25 protein-coding genes are annotated in these 26,947 nt (G+C 62.7%); 20 read left to right on the plus strand and 5 right to left on the minus strand.

Going from position 1 to position 26,947, the window contains the following annotated elements:
• The first annotated feature begins 17 nt into the window (after positions 1–17).
• From aroC to nusB, 6 genes are all read left to right on the plus strand, one after another.
• Positions 18–1,217, plus strand: a complete 1,200-nt coding sequence (gene aroC, locus ABIE35_RS06075) for a chorismate synthase (protein ID WP_354513263.1) — start codon at positions 18–20, stop codon at positions 1,215–1,217.
• Positions 1,217–1,783 carry a shikimate kinase gene (locus ABIE35_RS06080; protein ID WP_502921365.1) on the plus strand — a complete coding sequence of 189 codons (567 nt, stop codon included), beginning with the start codon at positions 1,217–1,219 and terminating at the stop codon, positions 1,781–1,783. Before aroC ends, ABIE35_RS06080 begins: the two co-directional genes overlap by 1 nt.
• Positions 1,780–2,871: a 3-dehydroquinate synthase gene (gene aroB, locus ABIE35_RS06085; RefSeq protein ID WP_354513267.1), complete on the plus strand. Its 1,092-nt coding sequence runs from the start codon at positions 1,780–1,782 to the stop codon at positions 2,869–2,871. The genes ABIE35_RS06080 and aroB overlap by 4 nt, the downstream gene beginning before the upstream one ends.
• On the plus strand, positions 2,868–3,389 hold the full coding sequence (locus ABIE35_RS06090) for a tetratricopeptide repeat protein (protein ID WP_089595231.1): 522 nt from the start codon (positions 2,868–2,870) through the stop codon (positions 3,387–3,389). The genes aroB and ABIE35_RS06090 overlap by 4 nt, the downstream gene beginning before the upstream one ends.
• A 153-nt stretch (positions 3,390–3,542) precedes the next feature.
• The gene (gene efp / locus ABIE35_RS06095) at positions 3,543–4,106 is read left to right on the plus strand and encodes an elongation factor P (protein ID WP_011774957.1); all 564 of its coding nucleotides are present in this window, start codon (positions 3,543–3,545) and stop codon (positions 4,104–4,106) included.
• Entirely contained in the window at positions 4,106–4,516 is a 411-nt protein-coding gene (gene nusB, locus ABIE35_RS06100; protein WP_089595229.1) for a transcription antitermination factor NusB, read from the plus strand. Before efp ends, nusB begins: the two co-directional genes overlap by 1 nt.
• Before the next feature lie 68 nt (positions 4,517–4,584).
• On the opposite strand, the gene ABIE35_RS06105 is transcribed toward nusB, so the two are convergent.
• Positions 4,585–5,880, minus strand: coding sequence for a PrsW family intramembrane metalloprotease (locus tag ABIE35_RS06105; protein WP_354513270.1), 1,296 nt, complete (start codon positions 5,878–5,880; stop codon positions 4,585–4,587).
• 110 nt (positions 5,881–5,990) lie between these two features.
• Here ABIE35_RS06105 and pyrR point away from each other — a divergent pair, with 110 nt between their 5' ends.
• The 13 genes from pyrR to ABIE35_RS06170 all read left to right on the plus strand — a co-directional run bounded on the left by pyrR (position 5,991) and on the right by ABIE35_RS06170 (position 20,994).
• Positions 5,991–6,575 (plus strand): bifunctional pyr operon transcriptional regulator/uracil phosphoribosyltransferase PyrR, encoded by a 585-nt coding sequence (gene pyrR / locus ABIE35_RS06110; RefSeq protein ID WP_354513272.1) that lies wholly within the window; start codon positions 5,991–5,993, stop codon positions 6,573–6,575.
• Complete coding sequence (locus tag ABIE35_RS06115) at positions 6,572–7,579, plus strand: aspartate carbamoyltransferase catalytic subunit (protein ID WP_354513274.1); 1,008 nt, start codon at positions 6,572–6,574, stop codon at positions 7,577–7,579. The genes pyrR and ABIE35_RS06115 overlap by 4 nt, the downstream gene beginning before the upstream one ends.
• On the plus strand, positions 7,579–8,904 hold the full coding sequence (locus ABIE35_RS06120; protein ID WP_354513276.1) for a dihydroorotase: 1,326 nt from the start codon (positions 7,579–7,581) through the stop codon (positions 8,902–8,904). The genes ABIE35_RS06115 and ABIE35_RS06120 overlap by 1 nt, the downstream gene beginning before the upstream one ends.
• Positions 8,904–9,425: a PH-like domain-containing protein gene (locus ABIE35_RS06125; protein ID WP_354513278.1), complete on the plus strand. Its 522-nt coding sequence runs from the start codon at positions 8,904–8,906 to the stop codon at positions 9,423–9,425. Before ABIE35_RS06120 ends, ABIE35_RS06125 begins: the two co-directional genes overlap by 1 nt.
• Positions 9,406–10,653 carry a glutamine-hydrolyzing carbamoyl-phosphate synthase small subunit gene (carA, locus tag ABIE35_RS06130; protein WP_354513280.1) on the plus strand — a complete coding sequence of 416 codons (1,248 nt, stop codon included), beginning with the start codon at positions 9,406–9,408 and terminating at the stop codon, positions 10,651–10,653. Before ABIE35_RS06125 ends, carA begins: the two co-directional genes overlap by 20 nt.
• A complete protein-coding gene (gene carB / locus ABIE35_RS06135) occupies positions 10,653–13,961 on the plus strand; it encodes a carbamoyl-phosphate synthase large subunit (protein WP_354513282.1) in 3,309 nt (1,102 codons plus the stop codon). The genes carA and carB overlap by 1 nt, the downstream gene beginning before the upstream one ends.
• Positions 13,954–14,829 carry an orotidine-5'-phosphate decarboxylase gene (pyrF, locus tag ABIE35_RS06140; RefSeq protein ID WP_354513284.1) on the plus strand — a complete coding sequence of 292 codons (876 nt, stop codon included), beginning with the start codon at positions 13,954–13,956 and terminating at the stop codon, positions 14,827–14,829. The genes carB and pyrF overlap by 8 nt, the downstream gene beginning before the upstream one ends.
• Before the next feature lie 97 nt (positions 14,830–14,926).
• A complete protein-coding gene (mihF, locus tag ABIE35_RS06145) occupies positions 14,927–15,253 on the plus strand; it encodes an integration host factor, actinobacterial type (RefSeq protein ID WP_207593660.1) in 327 nt (108 codons plus the stop codon).
• 21 nt (positions 15,254–15,274) lie between these two features.
• Positions 15,275–15,847, plus strand: coding sequence for a guanylate kinase (gene gmk / locus ABIE35_RS06150; protein ID WP_026540798.1), 573 nt, complete (start codon positions 15,275–15,277; stop codon positions 15,845–15,847).
• A 39-nt stretch (positions 15,848–15,886) separates the two neighbouring features.
• Positions 15,887–16,147: a DNA-directed RNA polymerase subunit omega gene (gene rpoZ / locus ABIE35_RS06155; RefSeq protein WP_017197559.1), complete on the plus strand. Its 261-nt coding sequence runs from the start codon at positions 15,887–15,889 to the stop codon at positions 16,145–16,147.
• Between the two features lie 28 nt (positions 16,148–16,175).
• The gene (coaBC, locus tag ABIE35_RS06160; RefSeq protein WP_354513287.1) at positions 16,176–17,426 is read left to right on the plus strand and encodes a bifunctional phosphopantothenoylcysteine decarboxylase/phosphopantothenate--cysteine ligase CoaBC; all 1,251 of its coding nucleotides are present in this window, start codon (positions 16,176–16,178) and stop codon (positions 17,424–17,426) included.
• Between the two features lie 76 nt (positions 17,427–17,502).
• On the plus strand, positions 17,503–18,732 hold the full coding sequence (metK, locus tag ABIE35_RS06165; protein ID WP_311212937.1) for a methionine adenosyltransferase: 1,230 nt from the start codon (positions 17,503–17,505) through the stop codon (positions 18,730–18,732).
• A 162-nt stretch (positions 18,733–18,894) separates the two neighbouring features.
• A complete protein-coding gene (locus ABIE35_RS06170; RefSeq protein WP_354513289.1) occupies positions 18,895–20,994 on the plus strand; it encodes a primosomal protein N' in 2,100 nt (699 codons plus the stop codon).
• Between the two features lie 9 nt (positions 20,995–21,003).
• Here the strand turns inward: ABIE35_RS06170 and ABIE35_RS06175 are convergent, their stop codons facing one another.
• Genes ABIE35_RS06175 through ABIE35_RS06190 form a run of 4 tightly spaced genes read right to left on the minus strand, consistent with a single transcriptional unit; the run spans position 21,004 to position 24,916 of the window.
• Positions 21,004–22,086: a glycosyltransferase family 4 protein gene (locus ABIE35_RS06175; RefSeq protein WP_354513291.1), complete on the minus strand. Its 1,083-nt coding sequence runs from the start codon at positions 22,084–22,086 to the stop codon at positions 21,004–21,006.
• Positions 22,083–23,027 (minus strand): alpha/beta fold hydrolase, encoded by a 945-nt coding sequence (locus tag ABIE35_RS06180; protein WP_354513292.1) that lies wholly within the window; start codon positions 23,025–23,027, stop codon positions 22,083–22,085. The genes ABIE35_RS06175 and ABIE35_RS06180 overlap by 4 nt, the downstream gene beginning before the upstream one ends.
• A gap of 10 nt (positions 23,028–23,037) precedes the next feature.
• Positions 23,038–23,919 (minus strand): aldo/keto reductase, encoded by an 882-nt coding sequence (locus ABIE35_RS06185; RefSeq protein WP_354513294.1) that lies wholly within the window; start codon positions 23,917–23,919, stop codon positions 23,038–23,040.
• A 34-nt stretch (positions 23,920–23,953) separates the two neighbouring features.
• The gene (locus tag ABIE35_RS06190; protein ID WP_172323254.1) at positions 23,954–24,916 is read right to left on the minus strand and encodes a sugar-binding transcriptional regulator; all 963 of its coding nucleotides are present in this window, start codon (positions 24,914–24,916) and stop codon (positions 23,954–23,956) included.
• A gap of 122 nt (positions 24,917–25,038) precedes the next feature.
• On the opposite strand from ABIE35_RS06190, the gene ABIE35_RS06195 reads away from it, so the two are divergent.
• Positions 25,039–26,820 (plus strand): glycerol-3-phosphate dehydrogenase/oxidase, encoded by a 1,782-nt coding sequence (locus tag ABIE35_RS06195; protein ID WP_354513296.1) that lies wholly within the window; start codon positions 25,039–25,041, stop codon positions 26,818–26,820.
• Positions 26,821–26,947: the final 127 nt, after the last annotated feature.

Below are 26,947 nucleotides of genomic sequence, written 5' to 3' on the forward strand. Positions count from 1 at the left end.
ATGGCAGGATTGGTTATATGTTGCGTTGGTTGACTGCCGGTGAATCCCATGGTCCGGCCCTGATCGGAATTGTTGAAGGCGTGCCCGCCGGTGTTGAACTCACCAGCGCGCAGATCCGTGACGCCCTGGCGCGTCGCCGCCTCGGCTATGGACGTGGTGCCCGCATGAAGTTCGAGCAAGACGAGGTCACCATCATGGGTGGCGTTCGTCATGGCTTGACGCAGGGCGGCCCCGTAGCCATCCAGGTGGGCAACACCGAGTGGCCCAAGTGGGAGCAGATTATGTCTGCTGACCCCGTGGATCCCGAGGTCCTGGCTGATCAAGCCCGCAACGCACCCCTGACGCGGCCGCGTCCGGGACATGCAGATTTCACAGGCATGCAGAAATACGGCTTCGACGAAGCCCGTCCTGTGCTTGAACGTGCCAGTGCCCGGGAAACCGCCACCCGCGTGGCCCTTGGCACCGTTGCCGCGCAGTTCCTCAAGCAGCTGGGCGTTGAATTGGTGAGCCACACTGTTTCCATTGCCAGCGTGACTGTTCCAGAGGGCCGCCCTCTGCCGCTGCCCAAGGATGTCCTGGCGCTCGACGCCGACCCCCTGCGCTGCTTTGACCGTCAGACCTCCGACGCCATGGTCGCTGAAGTGGATGCTGCCCACAAGGAAGGCGAAACCCTTGGCGGCGTTGTTGAGGTCCTGGCGTACGGAGTCCCGCCGGGACTGGGCAGCTACGTGCACTGGGACCGCCGCCTTGATTCCCGCCTGGCTGCTGCGCTGATGGGCATTCAGGCCATCAAGGGAGTGGAGGTCGGTGACGGCTTCCTTACTGCTGCGCGCCGTGGTTCCGCTGCGCACGATGAAATCCTGAAGGACGCTGACGGAAGAATTGTTCGGCAGACGAACCGCGCTGGCGGTATTGAGGGCGGCATGAGCATTGGCGAGGTCTTGCGTGTGCGTGCGGCCATGAAGCCGATTGCTACCGTTCCCCGTGCCCTGCGCACCATCGATGTCAGCACAGGCGAACCCGCCAAAGCCCATCACCAGCGTTCAGACGTCTGTGCGGTGCCCGCGGCCGGTGTTGTCGCCGAAGCAATGGTTGCACTGGTCCTGGCCGAGGCCGTCGCAGAGAAATTCGGCGGCGACTCAGTGGCCGAAACACAGCGCAACCTGCAGAGCTACCTCGACAGCATCCCGGCCACCCTGGACTCGGTCGGCCGGTAGTGGTTCGCCCGATCCTGGACGGCTGCACCGGTCGTCCCGTTGTGCTGGTGGGCCCCATGGCTGTTGGAAAGTCGGCCATTGGCCAGCAGTTGGCCCAGCAGTTGGGGCTCCCGTTCGTGGACACCGACGCTGTGGTGGTGTCTGCCCACGGCAGTATCGCGGATATTTTCGCGGGGCGCGGAGAGCACGCCTTCCGGGAAATTGAAGCCCGGGCAGTGGCGAAGTCCATCGAGAATGCCAAGGTTCAACCTGCCATCATTTCCTTGGGCGGGGGAGCGGTCCTGGACTCCGGAACCCAGCAACTGCTGGGAGAGTGCACGGTGGTATACCTCGAATGTGACGCGGCGACCGTTGCCGATCGGATCGCGCGCAACACGGGCAGGCCATTGCTGAAAGGTGATGCGATGACCCGGTGGGAAGCATTGTTCGCTACGAGGCGTCCTGTCTACGAGCGTCTCGCGGACATCGTCATGGACGTCCGTTCAGGATCCGTGACGGAAATCGGCCTCCTGTTGGAGGAGCGGCTGCGCCAGTATGCAGCCTTGAAAGAGGAAGTTGAAAAGTGAGTAACGAAGCAACTGTCATCAAGGTGACTGGCCAGTCCGCCAATGAAAACTACGAGGTCGTAGTGGGGCGCGGACTCTTGGGGACCCTTCCGGAAAAGCTGGGGGAGCGTGTCCGGCGTGTCCTGGTCATTCATCCCCGGGCCCTCCGCTTGACGGGGGACACGGTCCGCGACGAGCTGGAATCAGCCGGTTTCACTGCGCTGACTGCCGAGATCCCTGACGCTGAAGAAGGAAAGCACATCCAGGTTGCTGCTTTCTGTTGGCAGGTGCTGGGCCAAAACGACTTCACCCGCTCTGACGCCATCGTGGCGGTCGGCGGTGGCGCTGTGACGGACCTGGCCGGCTTCGTGGCAGCCACATGGCTTCGTGGCGTCAAGGTCATCCATATGCCCACCAGTCTGCTGGGCATGGTAGATGCTTCAGTGGGCGGTAAGACCGGCATCAACACCGCCGAGGGCAAGAACCTTGTGGGATCCTTCCACCCGCCGGCTGCCGTCCTGGCAGACCTCGACACGCTTCAGACGCTGCCCAAAAACGAGCTCATCTCCGGCATGGCCGAGGTCATCAAGTGTGGGTTCATTGCTGACCCCGCCATCCTGGACCTGATCGAGAAGAACACGGGCGCAGTGATGGACCCGTCCTCGGACGTAGTCCGCGAACTCATCGAGCGGGCCATCACGGTTAAGGCAGATGTCGTTTCACAAGACCTCAAGGAATCCGGCCTGCGCGAAATCCTGAACTATGGACACACGCTGGGACACGCCATTGAACTCGTGGAGCGCTACTCCTGGCGCCACGGTGCAGCTGTCTCAGTGGGCATGATGTTCGCTGCCGAGTTGTCGCGCAGCGTGGGGCGGTTGTCGGATGCCGATGCAGACCGTCACCGCACCATCCTGGAAAGCCTGGGATTGCCCATTACCTACCGGCGTGACCGCTGGCAGGGTTTGCTGGATGGCATGCGCAGGGACAAGAAGTCACGTGGCGACCTTCTGCGGTTTGTCGTCCTTGACGGCGTTGCCAAGCCTGGCATCCTGGACGTTCCCGATACCTCCCTCCTGTTTGCTGCCTACCAGGAAATCGCATCATGAGTGTCGCCGTGCGGGAAGGCGTCAGCGACTGGCCAACAGCCGGCTTCCCGGGCGTTAGAACGAACCCCGATACCCTCCTGCCCGTGATTGTCAACGAAGAAGTCATGGAGACGGCTCTTGCCGCCTCCGATGATCCCGCTGACCGCATCATGGCCTTGCTGTTGGAAAACCAGCCCAATGAGGCAGCCGAACTTTTGGCCGAAGCCCGCTACAAGGATCCGGAGTCGTTCAGACTCAGGATCTTCGAAGCGGAAGTCCACCGCGCCACCAACCGGTTGGACCGTGCCATACAGTTATTCCGCCACCTCCTGCAGGACGTCCAGGGCAGCTCGAAGGAAGCGATCGTCCACCAGTACCTGGGACGGGCATACTTCGTCAGCGGGAACGCCTTGGCTGCATCCGAGGAGTTCGCCAAAGCCTTGGACCTTCGCGTCGCCATGGCTGCTGATGCCGCGCTGATCTATTCCTCCGCCGTCGCCCTCCAGAGGGCCCGGAATGTGCTGGAACTGGCTTCCTGACGCACGTGGGAACATGCCCCGCAAGCCCCCGGCGTATTTGCCGGTAGAATGGTTCTTGGATTTTTGATAAATACGCGCTGGCGGGCCGATTGGTACGCCTGCTTGGCATAGATAGCTGGCAGCTAGAACCAGTGCGATAACCAGAGGATACGAGTGGCAACCACAAACGACATCAAGAACGGGACCGTACTGAAGCTCGAGGGCCAGCTCTGGAACATTATCGAGTTCCAGCACGTCAAGCCGGGCAAGGGCGGCGCTTTTGTCCGCACCAAGATGCGCAACGTCATGTCCGGCAAGGTGGTCGACAAGACCTTCAACGCCGGTCTGAAGATCGAAACCGCTACGGTTGACCGCCGGGACTACCAGTACCTGTACCAGGATGGCGAAGACTTCGTTTTCATGGACACCCAGGACTACGACCAGATCACCGTCTCCGGTGCAACGGTTGGTGACGCCACCAACTTCATGCTCGAAAACCAGATGGTCAACATTGCCATTCATGAGGGCACCCCGCTGTACATTGAACTGCCCCCGAGCGTTGTCCTCGAAATCACCTACACGGAGCCGGGCCTCCAGGGCGACCGCTCCTCGGCAGGCACCAAGCCGGCCACCGTTGAAACCGGCTACGAGATCCAGGTTCCGCTGTTCGTCGAGCAGGGCACCAAAGTCAAGGTCGACACCCGCGATGGTAGCTACTTGGGCCGGGTCAACGACTAGTGAGCGCACGCGGTAAAGCCCGTAGCAGGGCTCTTGAAGTACTTTTCGAGGCGGAGCAGCGCTCCGTCTCGGCTTTCGACGCCATGACGGCGCGCCGGGAGAAGACTGACTTGGTCATCAACCCCTACACGGTGGAAATCGTCGAGGGCGTTGTCTCCATGCAGGCAACCATCGACGAGTTCCTGGCGACGTACGCCCAGGGCTGGACGCTGGAGCGGATGCCGTCCGTGGACCGTATCATTCTGCGGATCGGCGCGTGGGAACTTCTCTACAATGACGAGGTTCCGGATGGCGTGGCTGTCAGCGAAGCCGTGGCCCTCGCCAAGACGATGTCCACGGACGAGTCCCCGGCGTTTATCAATGGACTCCTCGGCCGGCTCCAGAAGCTGAAGCCGTCACTTCTCGCTTAGGTACCCGCCAGGTCTGAATTCAAAGGACCCGCTTCACAGGAAACTGTGGGAGCGGGTCCTTTTTGCCGCTATTGGAGAACTGCGGCCCGCAGGGCGGGGATGCTGCGGAGATGCTCCAACTCGTCCTGCTGATGAACGTGGACGTCCCGCCCGCTGAGTATCCGTTGCCTGGTGAACGCCAAGGCCGTGGCTCCCTTGATGAAGGATTTCATCTGGTTCCCACGGCCGCGTGAGGATGCCCAGCGCATTGCTTGCCGCCTGCCGCGTGAAGTGGCAAGCATTTCCACCTCGGCCGGGGTGAACCAGCCGGCACGGGCGTACTCAAGGAGGCGTTGGCGCGTGAGTTTTCCTTCAGCGACCCTAAGCAGGATGATGCCCACTGCTGCCACCAGGAAGATGGGCACCTGGACCACGAAGTACTCCACCAGGAAGTTCTGGCCCATGCTGTTCCAGCGGTTGTGCAGGAACATCGCGGGCAGCAAACCTATAAAGAATCCCAGGATGGCATAGCCGCTGTGCCACCTCCGCGCAGCAAAGCCCATGATCAGGCCGGTGGTGCCGGTGAACACGGCGTGGGCGAAGGGTGACATGACGCCGCGGAGGATGAATATACGGACCAAGTCCGTCCCGGGATCGGTAGAGGAGGCAATTTCGCGGCCAAAGTAGAGGATGTTCTCCGTGAACGCGAAGCCGGCGGCAATGGTGAAGGCGAAGACGACTCCGTCCACTGGTCCGTCAAAGTACTTCCGTGCGGCCAGGATCAAGACCAGCAACCCAAGCGACTTGGTGAATTCCTCGACGATGGGTGCCTGGACTGTTGCCATGAAGTATGTGAAAGCTTCTTCGCTGCTGGTGGGTGCGGCCAGGGCAAAAAGGGGCTGGATGAGCAGCGTCCCGGCAATGGACACCGCAGCACCCCAAGTGAAGGCAAACCACAGCAGCCTCTTTGGTTCCGGCTCCCAGCGATCGATGAGGCGTACGGTCAGCAGCACCACGGACAGCGGAATCAACGAAGCAATGAAGCCGATCACGAAGCCTGTCACCCCGGTATTGCCCAGCAGGAACGGCAGCACCAACATCAAGCTGGCAAGGGCAAGGACCCCACCAACAATGACCAGGGGGAGCGTGCCCAACGACCGGCGGCTGCGAGGTGCCTGTGGTGTGGCCCATGTTTGCCGGGGCAGCGAGGCAGGATTCCCTGGAGCCGGTTGGTAGTTTCCCGGCTGCACCCGCCCGATCCACGTGGGGTTGGCGCCGGGTTCCAGGTAGGGTCGCGGATATGGCTGCCCGCCGGGTTGGCCGTGGTGGTTCATGGTCATGGGCAAGAGCCTATTCCACAGCACGTAGTGTGAGCTTAAACTCACCCCTGGGTTCGTCAGGGGGTGAGGCGGCAAAGGGTCGCTGTGGTAGTTTTGAAAAGCAAATATTCCTTTTTTAATTCCGTCCCGTGAGGCGGGGAAAGGGGAGACGAGCGATGACTGAAGTCACTTCAGCGCACGTGCCGTCGCGGGTTGTTCTCAACCAGGCTGACATTGATCGTGCGCTCACTCGTATCGCCCACGAGATCCTCGAAGCCAATAAGGGCTCCCAGGACCTGGTCCTGTTAGGCATTCCCAGCCGTGGCTATCCCTTGGCCGTACGACTCGCCCAAAAGATCGCAGCTGCCGACCCCTCGGTGAACGCCGAAACGATTGTCGGCCAATTGGATGTCACCATGTTCCGTGACGATCTCTCCCACCAGCCCACCCGCCCCCCGCGCCACACACGCCTGCCGTTGTCAGGGATCGACAACAAGGTGGTTGTCCTGATCGACGACGTCCTGTACTCGGGCCGTACCATCCGTGCCGCACTGGACGCGCTGGTGGACCTTGGCCGTCCTCGCATTGTCCGCTTGGCCGTTCTGGTGGACAGGGGCCACCGGGAGCTCCCCATCCGCGCGGACCACGTGGGCAAGAACCTGCCTACCTCCTCTACTGAAAAGGTCCGTGTCCACCTCGAGGAAACCGACTCCGTTGACGGTGTGCCCGTCAACGAGGTAGTTATCGAGGCCGGCAAGTGAGGCACCTCCTTTCCACCGAGAACCTGAGTGCTTTCAACGCCATCCGAATCCTTGACACGGCAGAAGAGATGTCCGCCGTTGGTGAGCGTGAAGTGAAGAAATTACCGGCGTTGCGCGGCCGGACAGTGGTGAACCTCTTCTTCGAAGACTCCACCCGCACCCGCATCTCCTTCGAGGCCGCAGCCAAACGCCTGTCCGCTGACGTCATCAACTTCGCCGCCAAGGGTTCCTCGGTGTCCAAGGGCGAGTCGCTCAAGGACACCGCGCAGACGCTGGCCGCCATGGGCGCTGACGCGGTGGTCATCCGCCACTGGGCCTCCGGGGCACCCCATCGCCTCGCTGCGACGGACTGGATCGACGCCGCCGTTATCAACGCTGGTGACGGCACCCACGAACATCCGACGCAGGCGCTCCTGGATGCGTTCACCATGCGGCGGCACTGGTCCAAGGTCAACGGCAGCGAATCCACCGGCGCTGACCTTAAAGGCATGCGGGTAGCGATCGCCGGCGATGTCCTGCACTCGCGCGTTGCCCGGTCCAACGTCTGGTTGTTGAAGACCCTCGGCGCCGAAGTCACGCTGGTGGCGCCGCCCACGCTGCTGCCCATCGGCGTCGAGCACTGGCCTTGCAAAGTCAGTTACAACCTGGACGAGACGCTGGAAGCCGGCATCGACGCCATGATGATGTTGCGCGTCCAGGGTGAGCGCATGAACGCGTCGTTCTTCCCTTCTACCCGGGAGTACTCGCGTCGCTGGGGTTTCGACGACGCAAGGCTCCGTGCGCTCGATGACCTTGGCATGAAGGACACCATCATCATGCACCCCGGTCCCATGAACCGGGGCTTGGAAATATCCTCCGCTGCCGCGGATTCGCCGCGTTCCACCGTGCTTGCCCAGGTGCGCAACGGTGTGTCGGTCCGCATGGCCGCCCTCTACCTGCTGCTCTCCGGAGACTCCCGCGAAGCCGCCCACACCTTAAGCCAGCCCAGCAAGGAGACCAACTGATGGCCGAGAACACCTACCTGATTCGTGGGGCCGCCATCCTCGGTGGCGAAGCTGAAGACCTGCTGATCCGCGATGGCATGATCGAAGCACGTGGCAAGGAACTTGCCGCTGACGGCGCTACGGTGATTGACGCTGCGGGCCTCATCGCCCTGCCCGGCATGGTTGACGTGCACACCCACCTGCGCGAACCCGGGCGCGAAGACGCCGAAACGGTGGAAACCGGTACCCGTGCCGCAGCCTTGGGCGGTTTCACCGCCGTACACGCGATGGCCAACAGCAACCCGGTGGCTGACACTGCGGGCGTCGTGGAGCAGGTCCACAGCCTGGGCCGCGCCTCGGGTTGGGTGGACGTTCGTCCCGTAGGAGCAGTCACCGTGGGTCTGGCCGGCGAGCGGCTCGCCGAGCTTGGGGCTATGGCCGATTCCCGCGCCCAGGTCCGCATGTTCTCCGACGACGGCATCTGCGTCCACGATCCTGTCCTGATGCGCCGCGCCCTGGAGTACGTGAAAGCGTTCGACGGCGTGGTGGCCCAGCACGCGCAGGAACCGCGCCTTACAGCCGGGGCACAGATGAACGAAGGCGCCGTCTCAGCGGTCCTTGGGCTGACCGGCTGGCCGGCCGTCGCCGAAGAGAGCATCATCGCCCGCGATGTCCTGCTGGCCCAGCATGTTGGGTCCCGCCTCCACGTCTGCCACGTCTCCACCGCGGGATCTGTGGAAATCGTACGCTGGGCAAAGGCTCGGGGAATCAATGTCACGGCCGAGGTCACGCCCCACCACCTGCTCCTGACCGATGAACTGGTTCGCAGCTATGACCCCGTCTACAAGGTCAACCCGCCGCTGCGTACCGATGCTGATGTGCAAGCCTTGCGTGAAGGCTTGGCAGACGGCACCATCGACGTCGTGGGCACCGACCACGCCCCGCATCCCAGCGAACATAAGGAATGTGAGTGGGCCCAGGCTGCAATGGGCATGACCGGACTGGAGACAGCATTGTCGGTGGTTCAGGAGACCATGATCGAGACCGGCCTGATGTCCTGGGCCGACTTCGCCAGGGTGACGTCCTTCACTCCGGCGGTCATCGGCCGTGTCGCTGACCAGGGCCGTCCGCTGGAGGTTGGCGAGCCGGCCAACGTCATCCTGGTGGACCCGGCTGCGCGATGGACCGTTGACCCCCATAAAATGGCAACCATGGGCCGCAACTCACCGTTCAAGGGCAAGGAGCTGCCCGGTTCCGTGGTGGCAACCTTCTTCAAAGGCCATCCCACGGTCCTCGACGGCCAGCTCAACACGCCGTACCGGTACCCGGAAGTCAGCAGCAATTAATGGATAACCAGACACTGACCGTGCTCATCACGGTGCCGTTGATCGTCGTCGTCCTGGCGCTGATCTGGCTGGGGTGGCGTAACAGGCTGAGGCGACAAGCCGACGTCGAACGCCTTCCCGCGGTGCCGGAGCAGCTGACGCCGGCCACCGTCGTCGCAGATGGCCAGTACGTTGCCACCACCACGGCGGGCGACTGGCTGGACCGGATTGCGGTTCAGGGCCTGGGTATCCGGACCAACGCGGAGCTGAGCATTCACGCCGAAGGGGTGCTGTTCGACCGCTCCGGTGCCGCTCCGGTCTTCATCCCCCGCTCCTCGCTGGCCGACAGCCGTGAGTCCAGTGGTATGGCAGGAAAGTTCGTCGAGAAAGACGGGCTCCTGGTCATCAGCTGGAAACTCGGTGGCCGGGAACTGGATACCGGATTCCGGTCCAGGCACGCAGCAGATAAGCAGCTCCTCCTCGAAGCCCTCCAGGAATTGATCTCCGCAGCCCCTCAGGCAGATGCCGATAGTGGAAAGTAATAAAGTGACGGATAGTAAAGCAGCCACCACACCCACCCCCTCAGCAGCAGTGCTGGTGCTCGAAGACGGCCGCATGTTCCGCGGCCGCAGCTACGGCGCGCAGGGAACTGCGCTCGGTGAAGCGGTGTTCGCCACCGGCATGACCGGTTACCAGGAGACCATCACGGACCCCTCCTACGCGCGCCAGCTGGTAGTGCAGACTGCGCCGCACATCGGTAACACCGGCGTCAACAGCGAAGACGCTGAGTCCCGCCGAATCTGGGTGGCAGGGTACGTCGTACGCGACGCCGCACGGCGCCCCTCTAACTGGCGTTCGGAACGAAGCCTCGATGACGAACTGGTGGAACAAGGCGTCGTTGGCATCCAAGGCGTAGACACCCGTGCCATCACCCGACACCTCCGGGAGCACAAAACCATGCGTGCAGGCATCTTCTCGGGCGAAGCCGCAAAGGCCACCGACAAGGAACTGCTGGACGCAGTCCTGGCCAGTGCGCCCATGGAAGGCGCAGCGCTGGCTGAGGAAGTCTCCATCGACGAAGCCTATGTGGTGGAACCCAAGGACCACGGTTGGGAAGGCGAACCGCGCTTCTCCATCGCGGCCGTTGACCTCGGCATCAAGGCAATGACTCCGGTGCGCTTCGCAGAGCGCGGCGTCCGCGTGCACGTCCTGCCTGCCACGTCCACGCTCGAGGACGTCAACGCTGTCAATCCGGATGGCTTCTTCATGTCCAACGGACCCGGCGACCCCGCCACTGCTGAGCACCAGGTTTCGCTGCTGCGTTCGGTACTGGACGAGAAACTGCCGTACTTCGGCATCTGCTTCGGCAACCAGATCCTGGGCCGCGCCCTTGGGTTCGGCACCTACAAGCTCCGCTATGGCCACCGCGGCATCAACCAGCCCGTCATGGACCGCCGCACAGGCAAGGTGGAAATCACCTCGCAGAACCACGGCTTTGCCGTTGACGCCCCGCTGAACGGTTCCACCGTGGCTCCGGAAGAGCGCTACGGACGCGTGGAAGTCAGCCACGTCTCGTTGAACGACGACGTCGTAGAGGGACTCGCCTGCCTCGACATCCCTGCGTTCTCGGTCCAGTACCACCCCGAGGCCGCCGCAGGTCCGCACGATGCCGCCTACCTCTTCGACCGCTTCATCGACCTCATGGCCGACACCAAGTCCAAGGTCACCGACGAAAACTCCACCGAATCCAAGACTGAGGACAAGAAGTAATGCCCAAACGTACAGATCTCAAGAGCGTCCTTGTCATTGGTTCGGGCCCGATCGTCATCGGCCAGGCGGCCGAGTTCGACTACTCCGGCACCCAGGCCCTGCGCGTCCTCAAAGAGGAGGGCCTGCGGGTCATCCTCGTGAACTCCAACCCGGCCACCATCATGACGGACCCCGAGTTCGCCGATGCCACCTACGTTGAGCCCATCACCCCTGAGGTGGTGGAGAAGATCATCGCCAAGGAGCGCCCGGACGCCATCCTGCCCACCCTGGGTGGCCAGACGGCTTTGAATACGGCCATCGCCCTGGACAAGAACGGTGTGCTGGAGAAGTACAACGTGGAACTCATTGGCGCGAACATTGCCGCCATCGAGCTTGGCGAAGACCGCGAGAAATTCAAGGGAGTCGTGGAGCGCTGCGGTGCAGAATCCGCACGCAGCCACATTATCCACACCATGGAAGAGGCTTTCGCCGCTGCCGAAGACCTTGGCTACCCGATGGTGGTTCGTCCGTCCTTCACCATGGGTGGACTGGGATCGGGCCTGGCGTACAACGAAGACGACCTTCGCCGCATCGTGGGCCAAGGCCTTCAGTACAGCCCCACCACCGAGGTCCTGCTCGAAGAGAGCATCCTCGGCTGGAAGGAATACGAGCTCGAGATGATGCGCGACAAGAACGACAACGTCGTTGTTGTGTGCTCCATCGAGAACTTCGATCCCGTAGGCGTCCACACCGGTGACTCCATCACTGTTGCGCCGGCGCTGACCCTCACGGACCGCGAGTACCAGAAGCTGCGCGACGTTTCCATCGCCGTCATCCGCGAGGTTGGCGTGGACACCGGTGGCTGCAACATCCAGTTCGCCATCGACCCCGCTACGGGCCGTGTAGTGGTTATCGAGATGAACCCGCGCGTCTCCCGTTCGTCCGCGCTGGCGTCCAAGGCCACTGGCTTCGCCATCGCCAAGATCGCCACCAAGCTGTCCCTCGGATACACACTGGATGAGATCCCCAACGACATCACCCAGAAGACCCCGGCCTCCTTCGAGCCGACCCTGGACTACGTAGTGGTCAAGGTCCCGCGTTTCGCTTTCGAGAAATTCCCGGCAGCCGACAACACGCTGACCACCACCATGAAGTCCGTCGGTGAAGCCATGGCCATGGGCCGCAACTTCACCGAAGCCCTGCAAAAGGCCCTCCGCTCGCTTGAGCAGAAGGGTTCCCAGCTGGACTTCAGCTCCGTGCCGGAATACGAGGTCGCTGAGCTGATCGAGAAGGCCAAGCGTCCCACCACGGACCGCCTGCACCAGGTGCAGCGCGCTCTCCTGGGCGGGGCCAGCGTCGAGGACGTCTTCGAAGCAACCAAGATCGACCCCTGGTTCCTTGACCAGCTGCAGCTGCTCAACGAGACAGCCCAGGAGATCCGCAAGGCCGGCGTGCTCACGGAGGAAATGCTGCGCAATGCCAAGCGCCACGGTTTCTCCGACGAGCAAATCGGTGCCCTGACGCACAACAATGAGGCCGTGGTCCGCGGAGTCCGCCAGGCCCTGGGCATTCGTCCGGTGTACAAGACGGTGGATACTTGTGCCGCTGAGTTCGCTGCCTACACCCCGTACCACTACTCCTCTTATGACGAAGAGGACGAGGTAGGCCTGCACGCCAAGCCTTCCGTCATCATCCTTGGCTCCGGCCCTAACCGCATCGGGCAGGGCATCGAGTTCGACTACTCCTGCGTCCACGCCTCCATGGCGCTGCGCAAGGCCGGCTATGAGACCGTGATGGTCAACTGCAACCCTGAGACTGTGTCCACGGACTACGACGTCTCCACGCGCCTCTACTTTGAACCGCTGACCCTTGAAGACGTCCTGGAGGTCATCGCGGCCGAGGAACGCACTGGCGGCGTTATGGGCGTCTTCGTGCAGCTCGGTGGACAAACCCCTCTGAAGCTGGCACAGCAGCTCGCCGACGCCGGCGTGCCCATCCTCGGTACCTCGCCGGAAGCGATCGACCTCGCCGAACACCGTGGTGCTTTCGCCCGCGTGCTGGACGAAGCAGGCCTGACCTCCCCGAAGAACGGCACCGCGGTGTCCTTCGAGGACGCCAAGAAGATCGCCGACGAAATCGGCTACCCGGTGCTGGTCCGTCCGTCGTACGTCCTTGGCGGCCGCGGCATGGAAATCGTCTATGACGAAGCCAACCTCTCGCGCTACATTGCCAACGCTACGGAGATCACCCCGGACCATCCGGTGCTGATCGACCGCTTCCTCGAGGACGCCGTCGAAATCGACGTCGATGCTCTCTTCGACGGCACCGACATGTACCTCGGCGGCATCATGGAACACATCGAAGAAGCCGGTATCCACTCCGGTGACTCCGCCTGCGTGCTTCCTCCGATCACCCTGGGCAACAACGTGATCGAGCGTGTACGCACTGCTACCCGTGCCATCGCGGAGGGCGTGGGCGTTCGTGGCCTCATCAACATCCAGTTCGCCCTGGCCTCGGACGTCCTGTACGTCCTTGAAGCCAACCCGCGCGCCTCGCGCACGGTTCCGTTTGTCTCCAAGGCAACGGGCGTGCAGATGGCCAAGGCAGCAGCCCTCATTGGCACCGGTGTCACCATCAACCAGCTCCGCGGCGCCTACAAGATGCTGCCGGAAACCGGTGATGGTTCCACGCTGCCTCTGGACGCTCCGGTTGCCGTCAAGGAAGCCGTGCTTCCGTTCAGCCGGTTCCGCACCCCTGAAGGCAAGGTAGTTGACTCCCTGCTGGGCCCGGAAATGCGCTCCACGGGTGAAGTCATGGGTATCGACAAACACTTCGACACCGCTTTCGCCAAGAGCCAGGCCGCTGCCAACAACGCACTGCCCACCGAGGGTAAGATCTTCGTTTCCGTGGCCAACCGCGATAAGCGCTCGGTCATCATGGGCGTCAAGCGCCTCTCGGACCTCGGCTTCGAGATCGTCTCCACCGGTGGCACGGCGGACGTCCTGCGCCGTAACGGCATCCAGGCGACTCCGGTCCGCAAGGTGGCCGAGGGCAGCAGCGCTGAAGGTGAAGGAACCATTGCTGACCTCGTCATCGCTGGCGAGATCGATATGGTCTTCAACACCCCGTCCGGTGGCGAAGCCCGCAGCGACGGCTACGAACTCCGCGCCGCAGCAACGTCCATCGGTATTCCCTGCATCACCACCGTCGCCGAATTCAACGCGGCTGTGCAGGCCATCGAGGCCCTGCGTACCTACGAGTGGTCCGTGACCAGCTTGCAGGAGCACGCGGCCAACCTGGCAGCAGCGGTGGAAGCAGCCAATGCCTGAGGCTGCTGCACCACAGCAAGGGCAGCAGCTGGCCCGGGAGTCCTTTGGCTCCCGGCTGGCTGCGGCCATGGCCGCGCGCGGTCCGCTCTGTGTAGGGATCGATCCTCACCCGCAGCTTTTGGCTGAATGGGGATTGAACGACGACGCCGCCGGCCTGGAACGCTTCTCGCTGACAGTGGTGGAGGCGGTCGCTTCCCTCGCTGCCGCGGTCAAGCCGCAGGTGGCACTCTACGAGCGTCACGGCTCCGCCGGCATGGCCGTCCTGGAGCGCACGCTTGCCGCTTCCTCGGAAGCGGGCGTGCTCAGCATCGCCGACGCCAAGCGTGGCGACATCGGGTCCACCATGGCGGCGTATGCCGACGCATGGTTGCGTGATGGTTCGTCCTTGGCCGCTGACTCCGTGACCCTGAGTCCGTACCTTGGCTTTGAATCACTGCGTCCGGCGCTGGACCTGGCTGCACAGTATGGCAGGGGAGTGTTCGTGCTTGCACTGACATCGAACCCGGAAGGGAAGTCGGTCCAGCACGTTGGTGGCGACGATTCGGTGGCGCGCAGGATCGTGGCCGCTGCTGCAGCCGAGAACCAGCGGTACGAGGGGACCCTTGGTTCCGTTGGTTTGGTGGTGGGCGCCACCATTGGGTCGGCGCTCGAGGACCTGGACATCGATCTGGGCCAGGTCCGCGGCGCGATCCTCGCACCGGGGCTCGGCGCCCAGGGTGCAACCCCTGCTGACCTTCGTGCGACGTTCGGTGCTGCCTATCCTTCGGTCCTGGCTACCTCCAGCCGGGGCATCCTGGCCGCAGGTCCCTCCGTGGCGGGCCTTCGTGCCGCAACCGAAGAGACGTTGGGCGGGCTTCGGTCGGAGTAAGTTGCCTGGCCGCATTGCGCAACAGCGCCCCTGCCGGTAGGTTCAGGATCAGTCCGCGTGATCTGGGTCACAATCGCGATCTGATAGGGGTTTGGCAGTGGGCCTTAAAGAGCTGACACCACAGGAGCGTTCCGATGCGCTGGAGAAGGCCGCCAAAGCGAGGGCAGTCCGTGCCGCCGCCAAGGAACGGCTCAAGCGCGGCGAGGTCAGTGTTGCGGAGCTGATCTCTTCCGGGGCAACGGACGAGGCGATTGCGCGCATGCGTGTGGTGGAACTCCTGGAGGCCCTGCCGGGCATTGGCCCGGTCAGGGCGGCCGGGATTATGGCGGAGATCGGCATCGCCGGATCCCGGCGCATCAGGGGCTTGGGAATTCACCAGGCCCGGGCGCTGGTAGATTTTATGGATACCCAGCAAAGCGTTTGACGCATCTCCCCGAAGGAATCCGTGAGCAAGAAACCCGGACTGACTGTCCTTGCAGGCCCCACTGCCGTTGGCAAGGGAACCGTATCCACCTACATCAGGGACAACTATCCGGAGGTCTGGCTCTCGGTCTCGGCAACCACCCGGGCCGCGCGTCCGGGTGAACAGGATGGCGTTCACTACTTCTTCAAGTCCGCCGAGGAGTTTGACTCCCTGGTGGCGGACGGTGAATTGCTGGAGTGGGCTGTGGTGCATGGACAGAACCGCTACGGGACGCTCCGCAGCACTGTCAACGCTGCCATCGCCGAAGGTAAGTCCGTCCTTCTGGAGATTGACCTCCAGGGTGCACGCCAGGTCAAGGAGGCTGTTCCGGACGCGAATTTTGTGTTCCTGGCGCCACCCACGTGGGACGAAATGGTCCGCCGCCTGGTGGGCCGCGGCACGGAAACTCCCGAGGAACAGCAGCGCAGGCTGGAAACCGCTAAACTGGAACTTGCTGCTGAACCGGAGTTTGACCACACCGTCATCAATGACGACGTTCGCCGGGCAGCGGACGAGCTTGTTTCACTCATGGGGCTTACCCCGCACCAGCGCTAAGCGCTTGCATTTGTTGGCCCGCTAAAATTTGGAGAATTCGTGTCCACGAACCTTGAAGGCATCATCAACCCGCCGATCGATTCGCTGCTTGAGGCTGCTGATTCCAAGTACGGCCTGGTCATCTTCGGCGCCAAGCGTGCGCGCCAGATCAACGCCTACTACGCCCAGCTCCACGAGGGCCTGTTTGAGTACGTTGGCCCGCTGGTTGATACCAAGCTGAACGAGAAGTCGCTGTCCATCGCCCTGCGCGAGATCAACGAAGGCCTTTTGGTTTCTACGCCGATCGAGCCCGCAGAATAAGTACAGACTGCCTGTTGACGGAGGTCACGTGCGCATAGTCCTCGGAGTCGGGGGAGGGATTGCAGCCTACAAGGTTGCATCGCTCCTCCGGCTTTTTACTGAAGCCGGCCACAAGGTCACGGTCATTCCTACGGAAGCAGCCACGCGATTTGTTGGCGTCGCTACGTGGGAGGCCCTCTCGGGCAACCCCGTGAGCAACAGTGTCTTCGACGACGTCGAGAAGGTCAACCATGTGCGCTTGGGCCATGAAGCCGACCTGATCGTGGTTGCGCCCGCAACTGCGGACCTTCTTGCCAAGGCTGCAACAGGACAAGCGGGCGACCTCCTGACCAATACGCTGCTCATGGCCCACGGTCCGGTGCTCTTCGCTCCGGCCATGCACACGGAGATGTGGCAGCACGCCGCAACCCAGGCGAACGTAGAGACGTTGCGCAGCCGCGGTGTGACAGTGCTCGAGCCAGCCTCTGGTCGGCTCACCGGGTCCGACTCGGGCCCTGGTCGCCTGCCTGAGCCGGAAGCGATCTTTACGGCGGCGATGGCTTTGACTGAGGTGGCAGACGGCGCCAAGGCTTCGCCCGCCGCGGAGCAGCCGTTGGCAGGCCGGATCGTAACGATCTCAGCCGGAGGCACCAGGGAGGCGCTGGACCCGGTCCGCTTCCTGGGCAACCGCTCGTCCGGCAAGCAGGGTGCCGCCCTGGCTGCCGCAGCCTTGGCCAGCGGGGCAACTGTACGATTCGTTGCCGCGCATATGGACGTCGAGCCGCCTGCCGGCGTCGAGCTCGTCCGCGTTGAGTCGGCATTGGAACTGCGCGAGGCCGCGCTGAAAGCGGCAGTGGATTCCGACGTCGTCATCATGGCCGCCGCTGTGGCGGATTTCCGCCCGGCCGATGTCTCGGACACAAAGATCAAAAAGGTCGACGGCGAGGATGCGCCCGTGGTGCGGTTGATCCGCAACCCTGACATCCTGCATGAACTCGTGGAACGCCGTAACGCCGAGGGCGGCCGGCAACTGATTGTCGGTTTCGCAGCCGAAACAGGCGACGCCCAGGGTGACGTCCTGGAACACGCAACGGCCAAGCTCAAGCGCAAGGGCTGCGACCTCCTGGTAGTTAATCAGGTGGGCATTGGGCGAGTGTTCGGCCAGGATGACAATTCCGTGGTGATTCTCTCCGGTCACGGAGCCGAACCGCAGTCGGCCGCCGGTTCCAAGGTCGATGTCGCCGCTGCAGTGGTTGATCGGGTGGGCGCTGAGCTCACACGGGTCTTCCCGGCGTTGTAACTGAGCCCACACCCGAATTCTTAGCATAGGGACACACGGCCGATGCCGCCGTCCCGCAACCCAGTAAGGTGGTCGAGTGACTTTACCGCTGCACCATGAACACCATGGCACCCCGTCCAAGCTCCGGCTCTTCACTTCCGAGTCGGTCACCGAAGGGCACCCGGACAAAATCTGCGACCAAATCAGCGATGCCATCCTTGATGCGCTCCTGGCCGCTGATCCTGAGTCCCGCGTGGCCGTTGAAACCATGGCCACCACCGGCCTGGTGCACGTGGCTGGTGAGGTCACTACTGACGCTTACGTAGAGATCCCGCAGATAGTCCGTGAGACCATCCTCGGCATTGGATACGACTCTTCCGCCAACGGCTTCGACGGCGCCCGTTGTGGTGTCTCCGTGTCCATCGGCCAGCAGTCCAACGACATTGCCGGCGGGGTGTTCAACTCCCTTGAGGCCCGCGAAGGCCGCCAGGAGGACGACTACGATCTCCAGGGCGCTGGCGACCAAGGCATCATGTTCGGCTACGCCAGTGATGAAACAGCCTCCTACATGCCCACGCCCATCTGGCTCGCCCACCGCTTGTCCGAACGGCTCACTGAAGTCCGCAAGAACGGCGAATTGGCTTATCTCCGCCCGGACGGCAAGACGCAGGTCACCGTAGGGTACGACGGCGATCGCCCGGTTTCCGTTGAAACCGTGGTGATCTCCAGCCAGCACGCCGAGGAAGCAAGCCTCGAGCAGCTCCGGGCTGATCTCGCCAGCTACGTCATCGACCCCGTCCTTGCGGCGTCAAGCCTGGACCTCTCGCGCACGGCGAATATCCTGAACCCTGCCGGTGCCTTCGTCATCGGCGGCCCGGTAGGCGATGCAGGCCTCACCGGACGCAAGATCATTGTGGACACCTACGGTGGGTTCTCCCGACACGGCGGTGGCGCTTTCTCCGGCAAGGACCCGTCCAAGGTTGACCGTTCTGCTGCTTACGCCATGCGGTGGGTTGCCAAGAACGTGGTGGCCGCCGGACTCGCCAAGCGGGCCGAAATCCAGATTGCTTACGCCATTGGGCAGGCCCGCCCTGTCGGGACCTATGTTGAAACCTTCGGCACGGAGACCGTGGACCCGGCCCGCATCAGCGAAGCCATCGACGAACTCTTTGACCTGCGCCCACGGGCCATCATCGATGCACTGGACCTCAAGCGGCCCATCTACGCCAAGACGGCAGCCCACGGCCACTTCGGCCGCGACGAACCGGACTTCACGTGGGAGCGTCTGGACCGGGTGGCTGACCTGAAGGAATATTTCAACGCCTGATCGCTTTGTCGATTTTGCCGGTGCCATCCGGGGTTACTACTTTGTCGGTGGCCCGTGATTGGCTGGTGCCAGTGAGATGCCCGCAGCGGGTCAATCCTGCTGCGGGCATTCCGGGTTAAGAATGCGTGGTTGTTTTCCGCTGAGAGTTGGAGGTGAAAGTGCATGGCAGGACACGAGGCCCAGCCGTCGCTGCTTCAACCCTCGCTGCTGCAGGGGTTTCCGGAGCGCCTGCCCATCAACGGCCCGCCGCTGGCAGAAACGGACCCCGTTGCCCGCGTGGTTCTGGAGTCCTCCCTGCCCCACCTGGACCGGCCCTTCGATTACAGTGTTCCAGCCGGGCTCGCCGAGGTCGCTGTGCCCGGCGTCCGGGTGAAGGTCAAGTTCAATGGTCAGGAACTCAACGGCTACGTCATTGAACGGCGCGCAGACTCCGATGCTGCGGCGCCGCTCAGCACCCTGCACAAAGTGGTATCACCTGTTGCTGTCCTGACCCCGGCGGTCACTGAACTGGCCGGCATCGTCGCAGCCAGATACGCCGGAACGTTGAGTGACGTCCTGAGGACCGCCGTCCCGCCAAGGGTTGCCAAGGTGGAGAAGGAACTGCTGGCGGGAGAACTGGACTCCGGCGTCGAAGAGCTCAAACCGTTGACGGACGCCCACGCCTGGGGTTTGTACTCCAACGGGGCAGCGTATCTACAGCATCTTGCCAGCGGCGGTTCTCCCAAGGCTGTCCTTACGGCCCTTCAGGGGTTCGGTCCCAGCGGGTGGCCCGCCCTGGTTGCTTCAGCTGTTGCCACGGTCAGGTCCTCGGGACGCGGCGCCGTGGTTGTGGTGCCGGACTACCGCGATCTTGAACAACTCGAGGAAGCGCTGGCTAAGGTCCTGCCATCTACTGACATTGCGCGGCTGACCGCAGATGACGGACAGACACCCCGCTATAGGAGTTTCCTACGCTTGCTCAGCGGCTCCGCCGGGGTTGCTATCGGCACACGGTCAGCGGCCTATGCACCCGTTCGGGATCTGGGCCTGGTGGTGTGCTGGGATGACGGTGACGATCTCCACATTGAACAACGGGCTCCATACGCGCACACCCGGGAGGTCCTGCTGCTCCGGGCTGAGCAGGAGAACGCGGCGTGCTTAATGGCCTCCCACAGCCGCAGCACAGAACTCCAGCGCCTCGTTGAGATGCAGTGGGCGGTAGCGATTGAAGCGCCCCGAACCGTCGTCCGCTCCACGGTCCCGCGGGTCCTGAACACCGCTGACAGCTTCGAGCAGGAACGGGATCCGTTGGCGCGGATCGCCCGTTTGCCCGGTGCGGCCTGGCGCGCGGCCAAGGATGGACTGGAACGTGGCCCGGTCCTGGTCCAGGTTGCACGTGCCGGATATGCTCCCTCCCTGGTCTGTGAGACCTGCAGGGAACTGGCTCGCTGCAATGCCTGTCAAGGCCCGTTGGCGGTATCCAGCGGCACTGCCACACCTGCATGCAGGTGGTGCTCCACGCCGGCTCCCCAGTGGCGTTGCACGCACTGCAACGGAACCCGGCTGCGCAGGGGAGCTGCGGGTGTGATGCGGACAGCCGAGGAACTGGGGCGGGCCTTCCCGGGCAAAGCCGTGGTGACGTCCTCCGGCGAGCACATCAAGGCAACAGTGCCGGACTCACCTGCCCTGGTCGTGGCCACTGTGGGAGCGGAGCCGGTAGCGCACAACGGCTATGCTGCAGCCCTGCTGCTGGATGGCAACTCGCTGCTCCGGCGGGAGAACCTGCGGGCGGCGGAGGATACCGTTCGCCGATGGTTCAATGCTGCCTCCCTCGTGAAGCCGGCCAGCCAAGGTGGGCTCGTGGTAATTACCGCGGACGATACTGCGGCGACAGGGGCACTGTTGCGGTGGGACGCGTCGGGATACGCGTCACGCGAACTGGCACTGCGGAAGGAACTTCAGTTACCCCCGGCTGTCAGGGTGGCCTCGGTGACCGGGACAAGGGCCGACGTCGGTCATTTCGCGGATGCATTTGAAGCCACCGCCACGTCTGCCTCGGGCACCAGACTCCGCAAGGCCGGTCCTGCCCCTGTGCAGCTCAATTCAGGGGCCTCCCCACGCGCTGAAAATGAGGCAGACGGTGACGTCCGGACCCTGTATTTCATTCCCTATGGCGAGGCCGCGGAAGTCACCCGTGCTCTCCGGGCCGTCAAGGCGGCCAGCGCCGCCAAGCGCACGTCAGGTCCGGTACAGCTTCGCCTGGATGGTGTGGACGTCCTCTAAGGCAGGAGACTAGGACCCGCGCTTCCGCAGGGCAACCACTTCCTCAGCTGCGGCCAGCAGTTGCCGTGCCGATTCGTCCCAGTTGAATTCCGATGCCCGCTCTACGGACCTCCGGGAGCGCTGCTGCCACAGCTCGTCGTTGCCCAGGCCGGTCACAGCATGTGCGAACTCCGAAGGCGACTCCGGGTTGACGTAGCTTACAGCGTCGCCACCCACTTCACGGAAGATAGGGATGTCGCTGGCGATCACCGGCGTGCCAAGGGCCATGGCCTCAACCAGCGGCAACCCGTATCCCTCAGCGCGGGAAAGGCTGATCAGCGCAGTTGCCCGCAGCAGGAGTTCGTCGTACTCGGCGTCGGTGACACCGTTATGGAACTCCACCCTGGCGCCCTGGGGGATCAAAGCTTCGAGTTCAGACTTGCGCTGCGGTGTGATCCGGCTGAGTAGGTGCAGGGTGTAGTCGGGTAATCCGGCCATTCCGCGGATCATGGTTTCCACGTTCTTGTAGGGCATGAAAGAACCCATATAGAGCAGCGTCCTGTCCGCGCCGGTTGCGGGGTCCCGGGGTATTTGCCCGGGTTGGGGGGCATTTCCCACAATCCGCACCGGCCGTTTGGTGAGCGCGTACTTGGCCATGAGTGCCTCCGTGGTACGGCTGATCGTGGCAACAATGTCCGCCCGGTTCAGTAGGAGCCGCTGGGGCCAGAAGGCCTTATGGTAGAGCCTCCAGAGCACCCGGACCGGTGGTGGGAGGAAGCCCGGGGGAGTCGGGTGCTCGTAGTAGATGAGGTCATGGAGGGTGAGCACCAGTCCGTACCGCCGCCCCAAGGTTCCCATGGTTTGCATGGGACACACCACAACATCAGCATTCAGGGGGTTGACCTTGCGGGCCACGAACAGCTCCAGCGGCGACAGGGGACTGTTGACCATGACGTAGGGAACATCCGGTAACAGCGCCAGTTGGCGCTTGTCGCAGATCAGCATGGTGACATCCGCGATCTTGGATGTGGCTGCTATGAGGCTTGAACCATAGCGGCTGATGCCATCGTGGTGGTCCGTTCTGGTAAAGCGGGCATCGATGACAATTTTCACGCGGGATGTTCCTCCAGGAAGGTGCGGATGGCTTCTGCCGCCGGGACCGGCGTCTCATAGTGGATTAAGTGCCCGACGCCGGGAATGACTTCCAGCGTTGCGTCAGGAAGGCGCTCCATGAGTTTGTGCTGGTTGGGGAGTGTAGCGATCTCGTCTTTTTCCCCCGCCACCAGGAGGACGGGGAGACGGAGCTTTTCTGCGACGTCGGAGACGTTTCCGGAAACCGACGCCTTGAAGGATTCCAGCAGGCTTTTCCTGTTGGCGAAGGCGCTGAAGTAGGCGTCGTGCTGGCCGTGGATGAAGCGGCGCAATTCCTTGTCCTTGGTTTTGGCCATGGTGATGCTCATGATGCGGACGATCATCCGATTGCGAAGGACCGCCAGCCCGAGCGGCCGGGGAAGTGTGGCGGACACCTGGTAATACAGCACCGCGAGCTTTGTCATGATGCCCTTGGGGCCCTCCAAAGCCGGCGCAGCGATCGGGTTAATCAGGATCAGAGGGTAGACGGCTCCCGGATTCGCAGCGGCAAAGTGGCTGGCGACAATTGATCCGAAGGAATGGCCCAGCAGCACGGTCCTGGGCCCAAGGTCCAGCGCGGACATGAAGCTGGAGATGAACTTTCCGTAGCGTTCAACGCTGTGTTCACCATCGACGAACGGCTCTGAGCTTCCGAACGCCGGCAGGTCCGGCATGATGATCCGCATTTCCGGGAGTTGGTCGGCCACCCGGAGCAACCCGTGGTGGTCTCCCCGGAATCCGTGGATTACCAGGATGGTACGGGTTTTGGGGGTGACGGTGACCGGCTCGTACGTCCAATACGCTACGTTGCTTCCGTCAATATCAATGTCCGAAGCTACAGTCCGCCCTGGAAGGGCTCCACTGAAGAACTTGCCGGGAGCCTGCGTTCCTTCGGGAGAGTTCGCGGTGTCCACTTTTTCCATGCAGCTGTTCCTAATTCACGTTATCCGGGTGCGACCCGGTTCGATGGTGCCGCTCAAGTCCTGCGATGCCGTCCATGTCCGCGGCGTCGAGGTCGAAATCGAAAACGGCGAAGTTCTCTTTGATACGGCCTGCAGAGCTTGCTTTCGGAATGACCAGGTTCCCCAGCTGAAGATGCCAGCGGAGAATAACCTGTGCAGGAGTCCTGCCGTATTTCCCGGCCAGCCGGACGATGGCAGGATCTGCCAGCACCTGCCCTCTGCCCAGGGGGCTCCACGCCTCAGTGCGTATATCAAGTTGTTCGTGCAAGGTGCGCAGCCTGGTCTGCTGCAACCAGGGGTGCAGTTCGATTTGGTTGACGGCCGGGACTACTTCCGCCTTCTGCATCAGATCGTCAAGGTGGCCGGGCTGGAAGTTGGAAACACCAATAGCCCGGACTTTGCCTTCCCTGTACAAGGTCTCCATGGCTTTCCACGTCTCCACCAACAGTCCCCGTCCGGGACAGGGCCAGTGGATAAGGTAGAGATCCACGTAGTCGAGGCCAAGGTTTGCCATGGAGGTGTCGAAAGCGCGGAGCGTGGCATCGTATCCATGGTCATCGTTCCAGACCTTCGTGGTCACAAACAGGTCCTCGCGCGCCAAAGCATGGACCGACTCGCCCGATCCGCCTGTAGCCCTGTTGGCTTCCGCGGCATCCCCTACGGCGCCACCCAACGCACGGCCAAGACCTAGCTCGTTTCCATACATCGCGGCTGTATCAAAACGGCGGTAGCCTTCACCCAACGCCGTGGACACCAAGGCTTCAGCGTCTTGCGGGGGAACTTTGTAGAGTCCAAAGCCCAGGCGTTCCATTTGTACGCCATTGTTCAATGTCTGCCGGGCAGGGGATCTCATAGCAAAGACTCTACCCATTCCTTGCACGAATGCTTCAGGAGTGGCCATTGAAACTGACAAGTCTCCGCGCCGATGCTTCGTCCAAAATCAGGTCCGTGGCCAATCCGGCGGCCAGGGCCCCTTGGAGCCCGTTGATTTTAGATGCGCCTGAGACCACGCAAATCCGGCGCCGTACCTGCCGCAGTTGCTCATGGCTGGGTCCCGTGGACCTTGCATTGAGGGTGATGCCGTCCGAGGACCCGTCACTCCTGAAGAAGACGGTGGCGACGTCGCCCACCACGTCATCGGCGGCCAGCATGGTGAGGTCGTGTTCATCGAGGTAACCGCCGGCATAGACGTGGCTGGGATAGTCAGAATCCACCGAGCCGACGCCGAAGATGGCGATACTCATGCGTGCCTGCAGATCAAGGATGCGTTGAACGCTGCGCTCATTCCACATGGCCGTCTTGGTGGATGCATGATCAAAGAAGGCCGGAACAGGGAACTGTTCAACCCTTGCACCGTAGGCGCTGCCGAAGCGGCGCATGATGTCGCTGGCGTAGGTTATGCCGGTGGTTTGCATGTTTCCGGCACCGTTCAGCTGGACCACGATGCTGTCATGGGTGACCTTGCGGGTGAGGTGACGGCTGACGGCGCTGAGGGTAGCGCCCCAGGCAACTCCGATGATGGCGTTCGAATCGACCAGCGGCCCAATGGTGCGGGCAGCCTGCATGGCTACGCGGTCCAGGGTCTCTGCCTCGTTGAGCGTGTCCAACACGGGAACGACGTGGACGTCCACCCCATATTGGTTCCGGATCTGGCTTTCCAGTTCGGGGCCGGTATCAAACGGGCTTCTGATCTGGACCTGTACCAGGCCGGTTTCGCGTGCGGAGGACAGCAGCCGGGACACCGTGGATCGGGACGTTCTCAGCTCCCGGGCGATTGCGTCCATGGTCAGGTCCTGGAGGTAATACATCTGTGCAGCCCGGAGCGCATCCGAGTGACGTGATCGTGCCATCTCATTTCCTTCCTGCACGTTTGTGCATATAGCTTGACTCCATTTTCCACCTTCGCAAGATTAGTGGTGAACGGTGCAGCAGCGAGTGGCGCGGCGCACGAACCAAGCCCAAGGGAGCAGTTTTGGGACACAACAGGATTTCCGGTACCTCACAGCACACACAGCGCGACTCCGTCGTTGCACTGCAGGAGCGGCCCTCGGCCAAGGTACTTATCATCGGTGGCGGCATCAACGGCGTAGGAACGTTCCGCGACCTGGCCCTGCAGGGTGTGGATGTGGCACTTGTTGAGCGCGGCGACTACTGCCAAGGTGCCAGTGGTGCTTCCTCGCACATGATCCACGGAGGCATTCGCTACCTCGAAAACGGCGAGTTCCGCCTCGTCCAGGAATCCGTGGTTGAGCGTAACCGGCTCCTGCGCATCGCACCGCACTACGTCAAGCCGCTGCAGACCACCATTCCCATCTTCAGCACCTTCTCCGGGATCCTCTCCGCACCCATGCGTTTCCTCACGCACAAGCAGGGCAAGCCAAAGGAACGCGGCGCATTCCTCATCAAGGTTGGCCTGAGCATGTACGACTTCTTCTCCCGTGACGGCGGAAGCGTGCCCCGCCACCAGTTCCGTGGAAGGACCAGGGCCCTGGCCGAGCTTCCCAAGCTGCACTCGGGGATCAAGTACGCGGCAACCTACTTTGATGCCTCGGTGCACAACCCCGAGCGCCTGACCCTCGATGTCCTCCAGGATGGCGAGAAGGCAGGCTTTGGCGGCGGACTTCCCGGTGGAAGCGCCCGTGCCAGCAACTACGTCTCACTCGTTTCCATGGGCGCGGACGGGGTTCTCCTCCGCGATGAACTGACCGGCAAGGAATTCGAATTCCAGGCAGACGTCATCGTCAACACCACTGGCGCGTGGGTGGATCTCACCAACCAGGCCATGGGTGCTGTCAGCAAGTTCATGGGCGGAACCAAGGGCTCCCACATTGTCCTTGACCACCCGGAACTTCTTGCCGCCTGCAATGGCAGGGAGATCTTCTTCGAACACACCGACGGCCGCATCGTCCTCATCTACCCGATGGGTGACCGTGTCCTGGTGGGTACCACCGACGTCGACGCGGACATGTCCGAAGACGCAGTGTGCACAGAAGAGGAGATCGACTACTTCTTCGACCTGGTAGGTCACGTGTTCCCCACCATCAAGGTGGAGCGGGACCAGATCGTCTACAGCTTCGCCGGCGTCCGTCCGTTGCCCCGCCACGATGAAACCCAGCCGGGCTTCGTCTCCAGGGACTACCGGATCGAGCGCAGCGTCCGCACAGGCGATGATGCGGTAGCCACGCCAGGCGGTAAGGCCGCCGTCGTACTCAGCTTGGTAGGCGGCAAGTGGACAACGTTCCGCGCCTTGGCCGAGCACATGACCAACGACGTCCTGCGTGAACTCGGCATGGAACGCAAAGTCTCGACGGCGAAGCTCGCCATCGGCGGCGGTGCCGGCTTCCCTGCCACTGAACAGGGCGAACAGGAATGGATCAAGAAGCACATGGGTCCGGGCCTGGACGCTGATCGGGTTGCCGGGCTGCTGACCCGGTACGGTACGCGGGCCGACGCGGTGATCGCGTATCTCAATGCGGGGCATGACCAGCCGCTGCGGTCCACGCGTGAACTCAGCGTCCGTGAGTTGGCATTCATGGCCGAGCACGAGCAGATCGGGCACCTGGTGGATGTCCTCATCCGCAGGACATCCCTGGCGTTCCGCGGCCTGGTGACCGGTGAGTTGCTCAATGAGATCGCCGCTGCATTGGCAGGGCCGCTCGGGTGGGATGCTGCTGCCCGCGAAGCAGAAATCCGCCACGCCCAGGAAGTACTGCAGCGGTTCCACAAGGTTGACGTGCACAGTCTCGTAGCCTGAGCCCAAGCAGCGGAAAACAGCTTGACCGTCCCAACGTGCGGCAGGGGCGGAATGGGGTAGGTGGGCCCGACAGGGGACCACCACACCGGGACGGTTCCGGAGAGCGGAACCGTCCCAAACGGCCTCT

The sequence above is a fragment of the Paenarthrobacter sp. 4246 genome, assembly GCF_040546855.1.
Classification (GTDB): Bacteria; Actinomycetota; Actinomycetes; order Actinomycetales; family Micrococcaceae; genus Arthrobacter.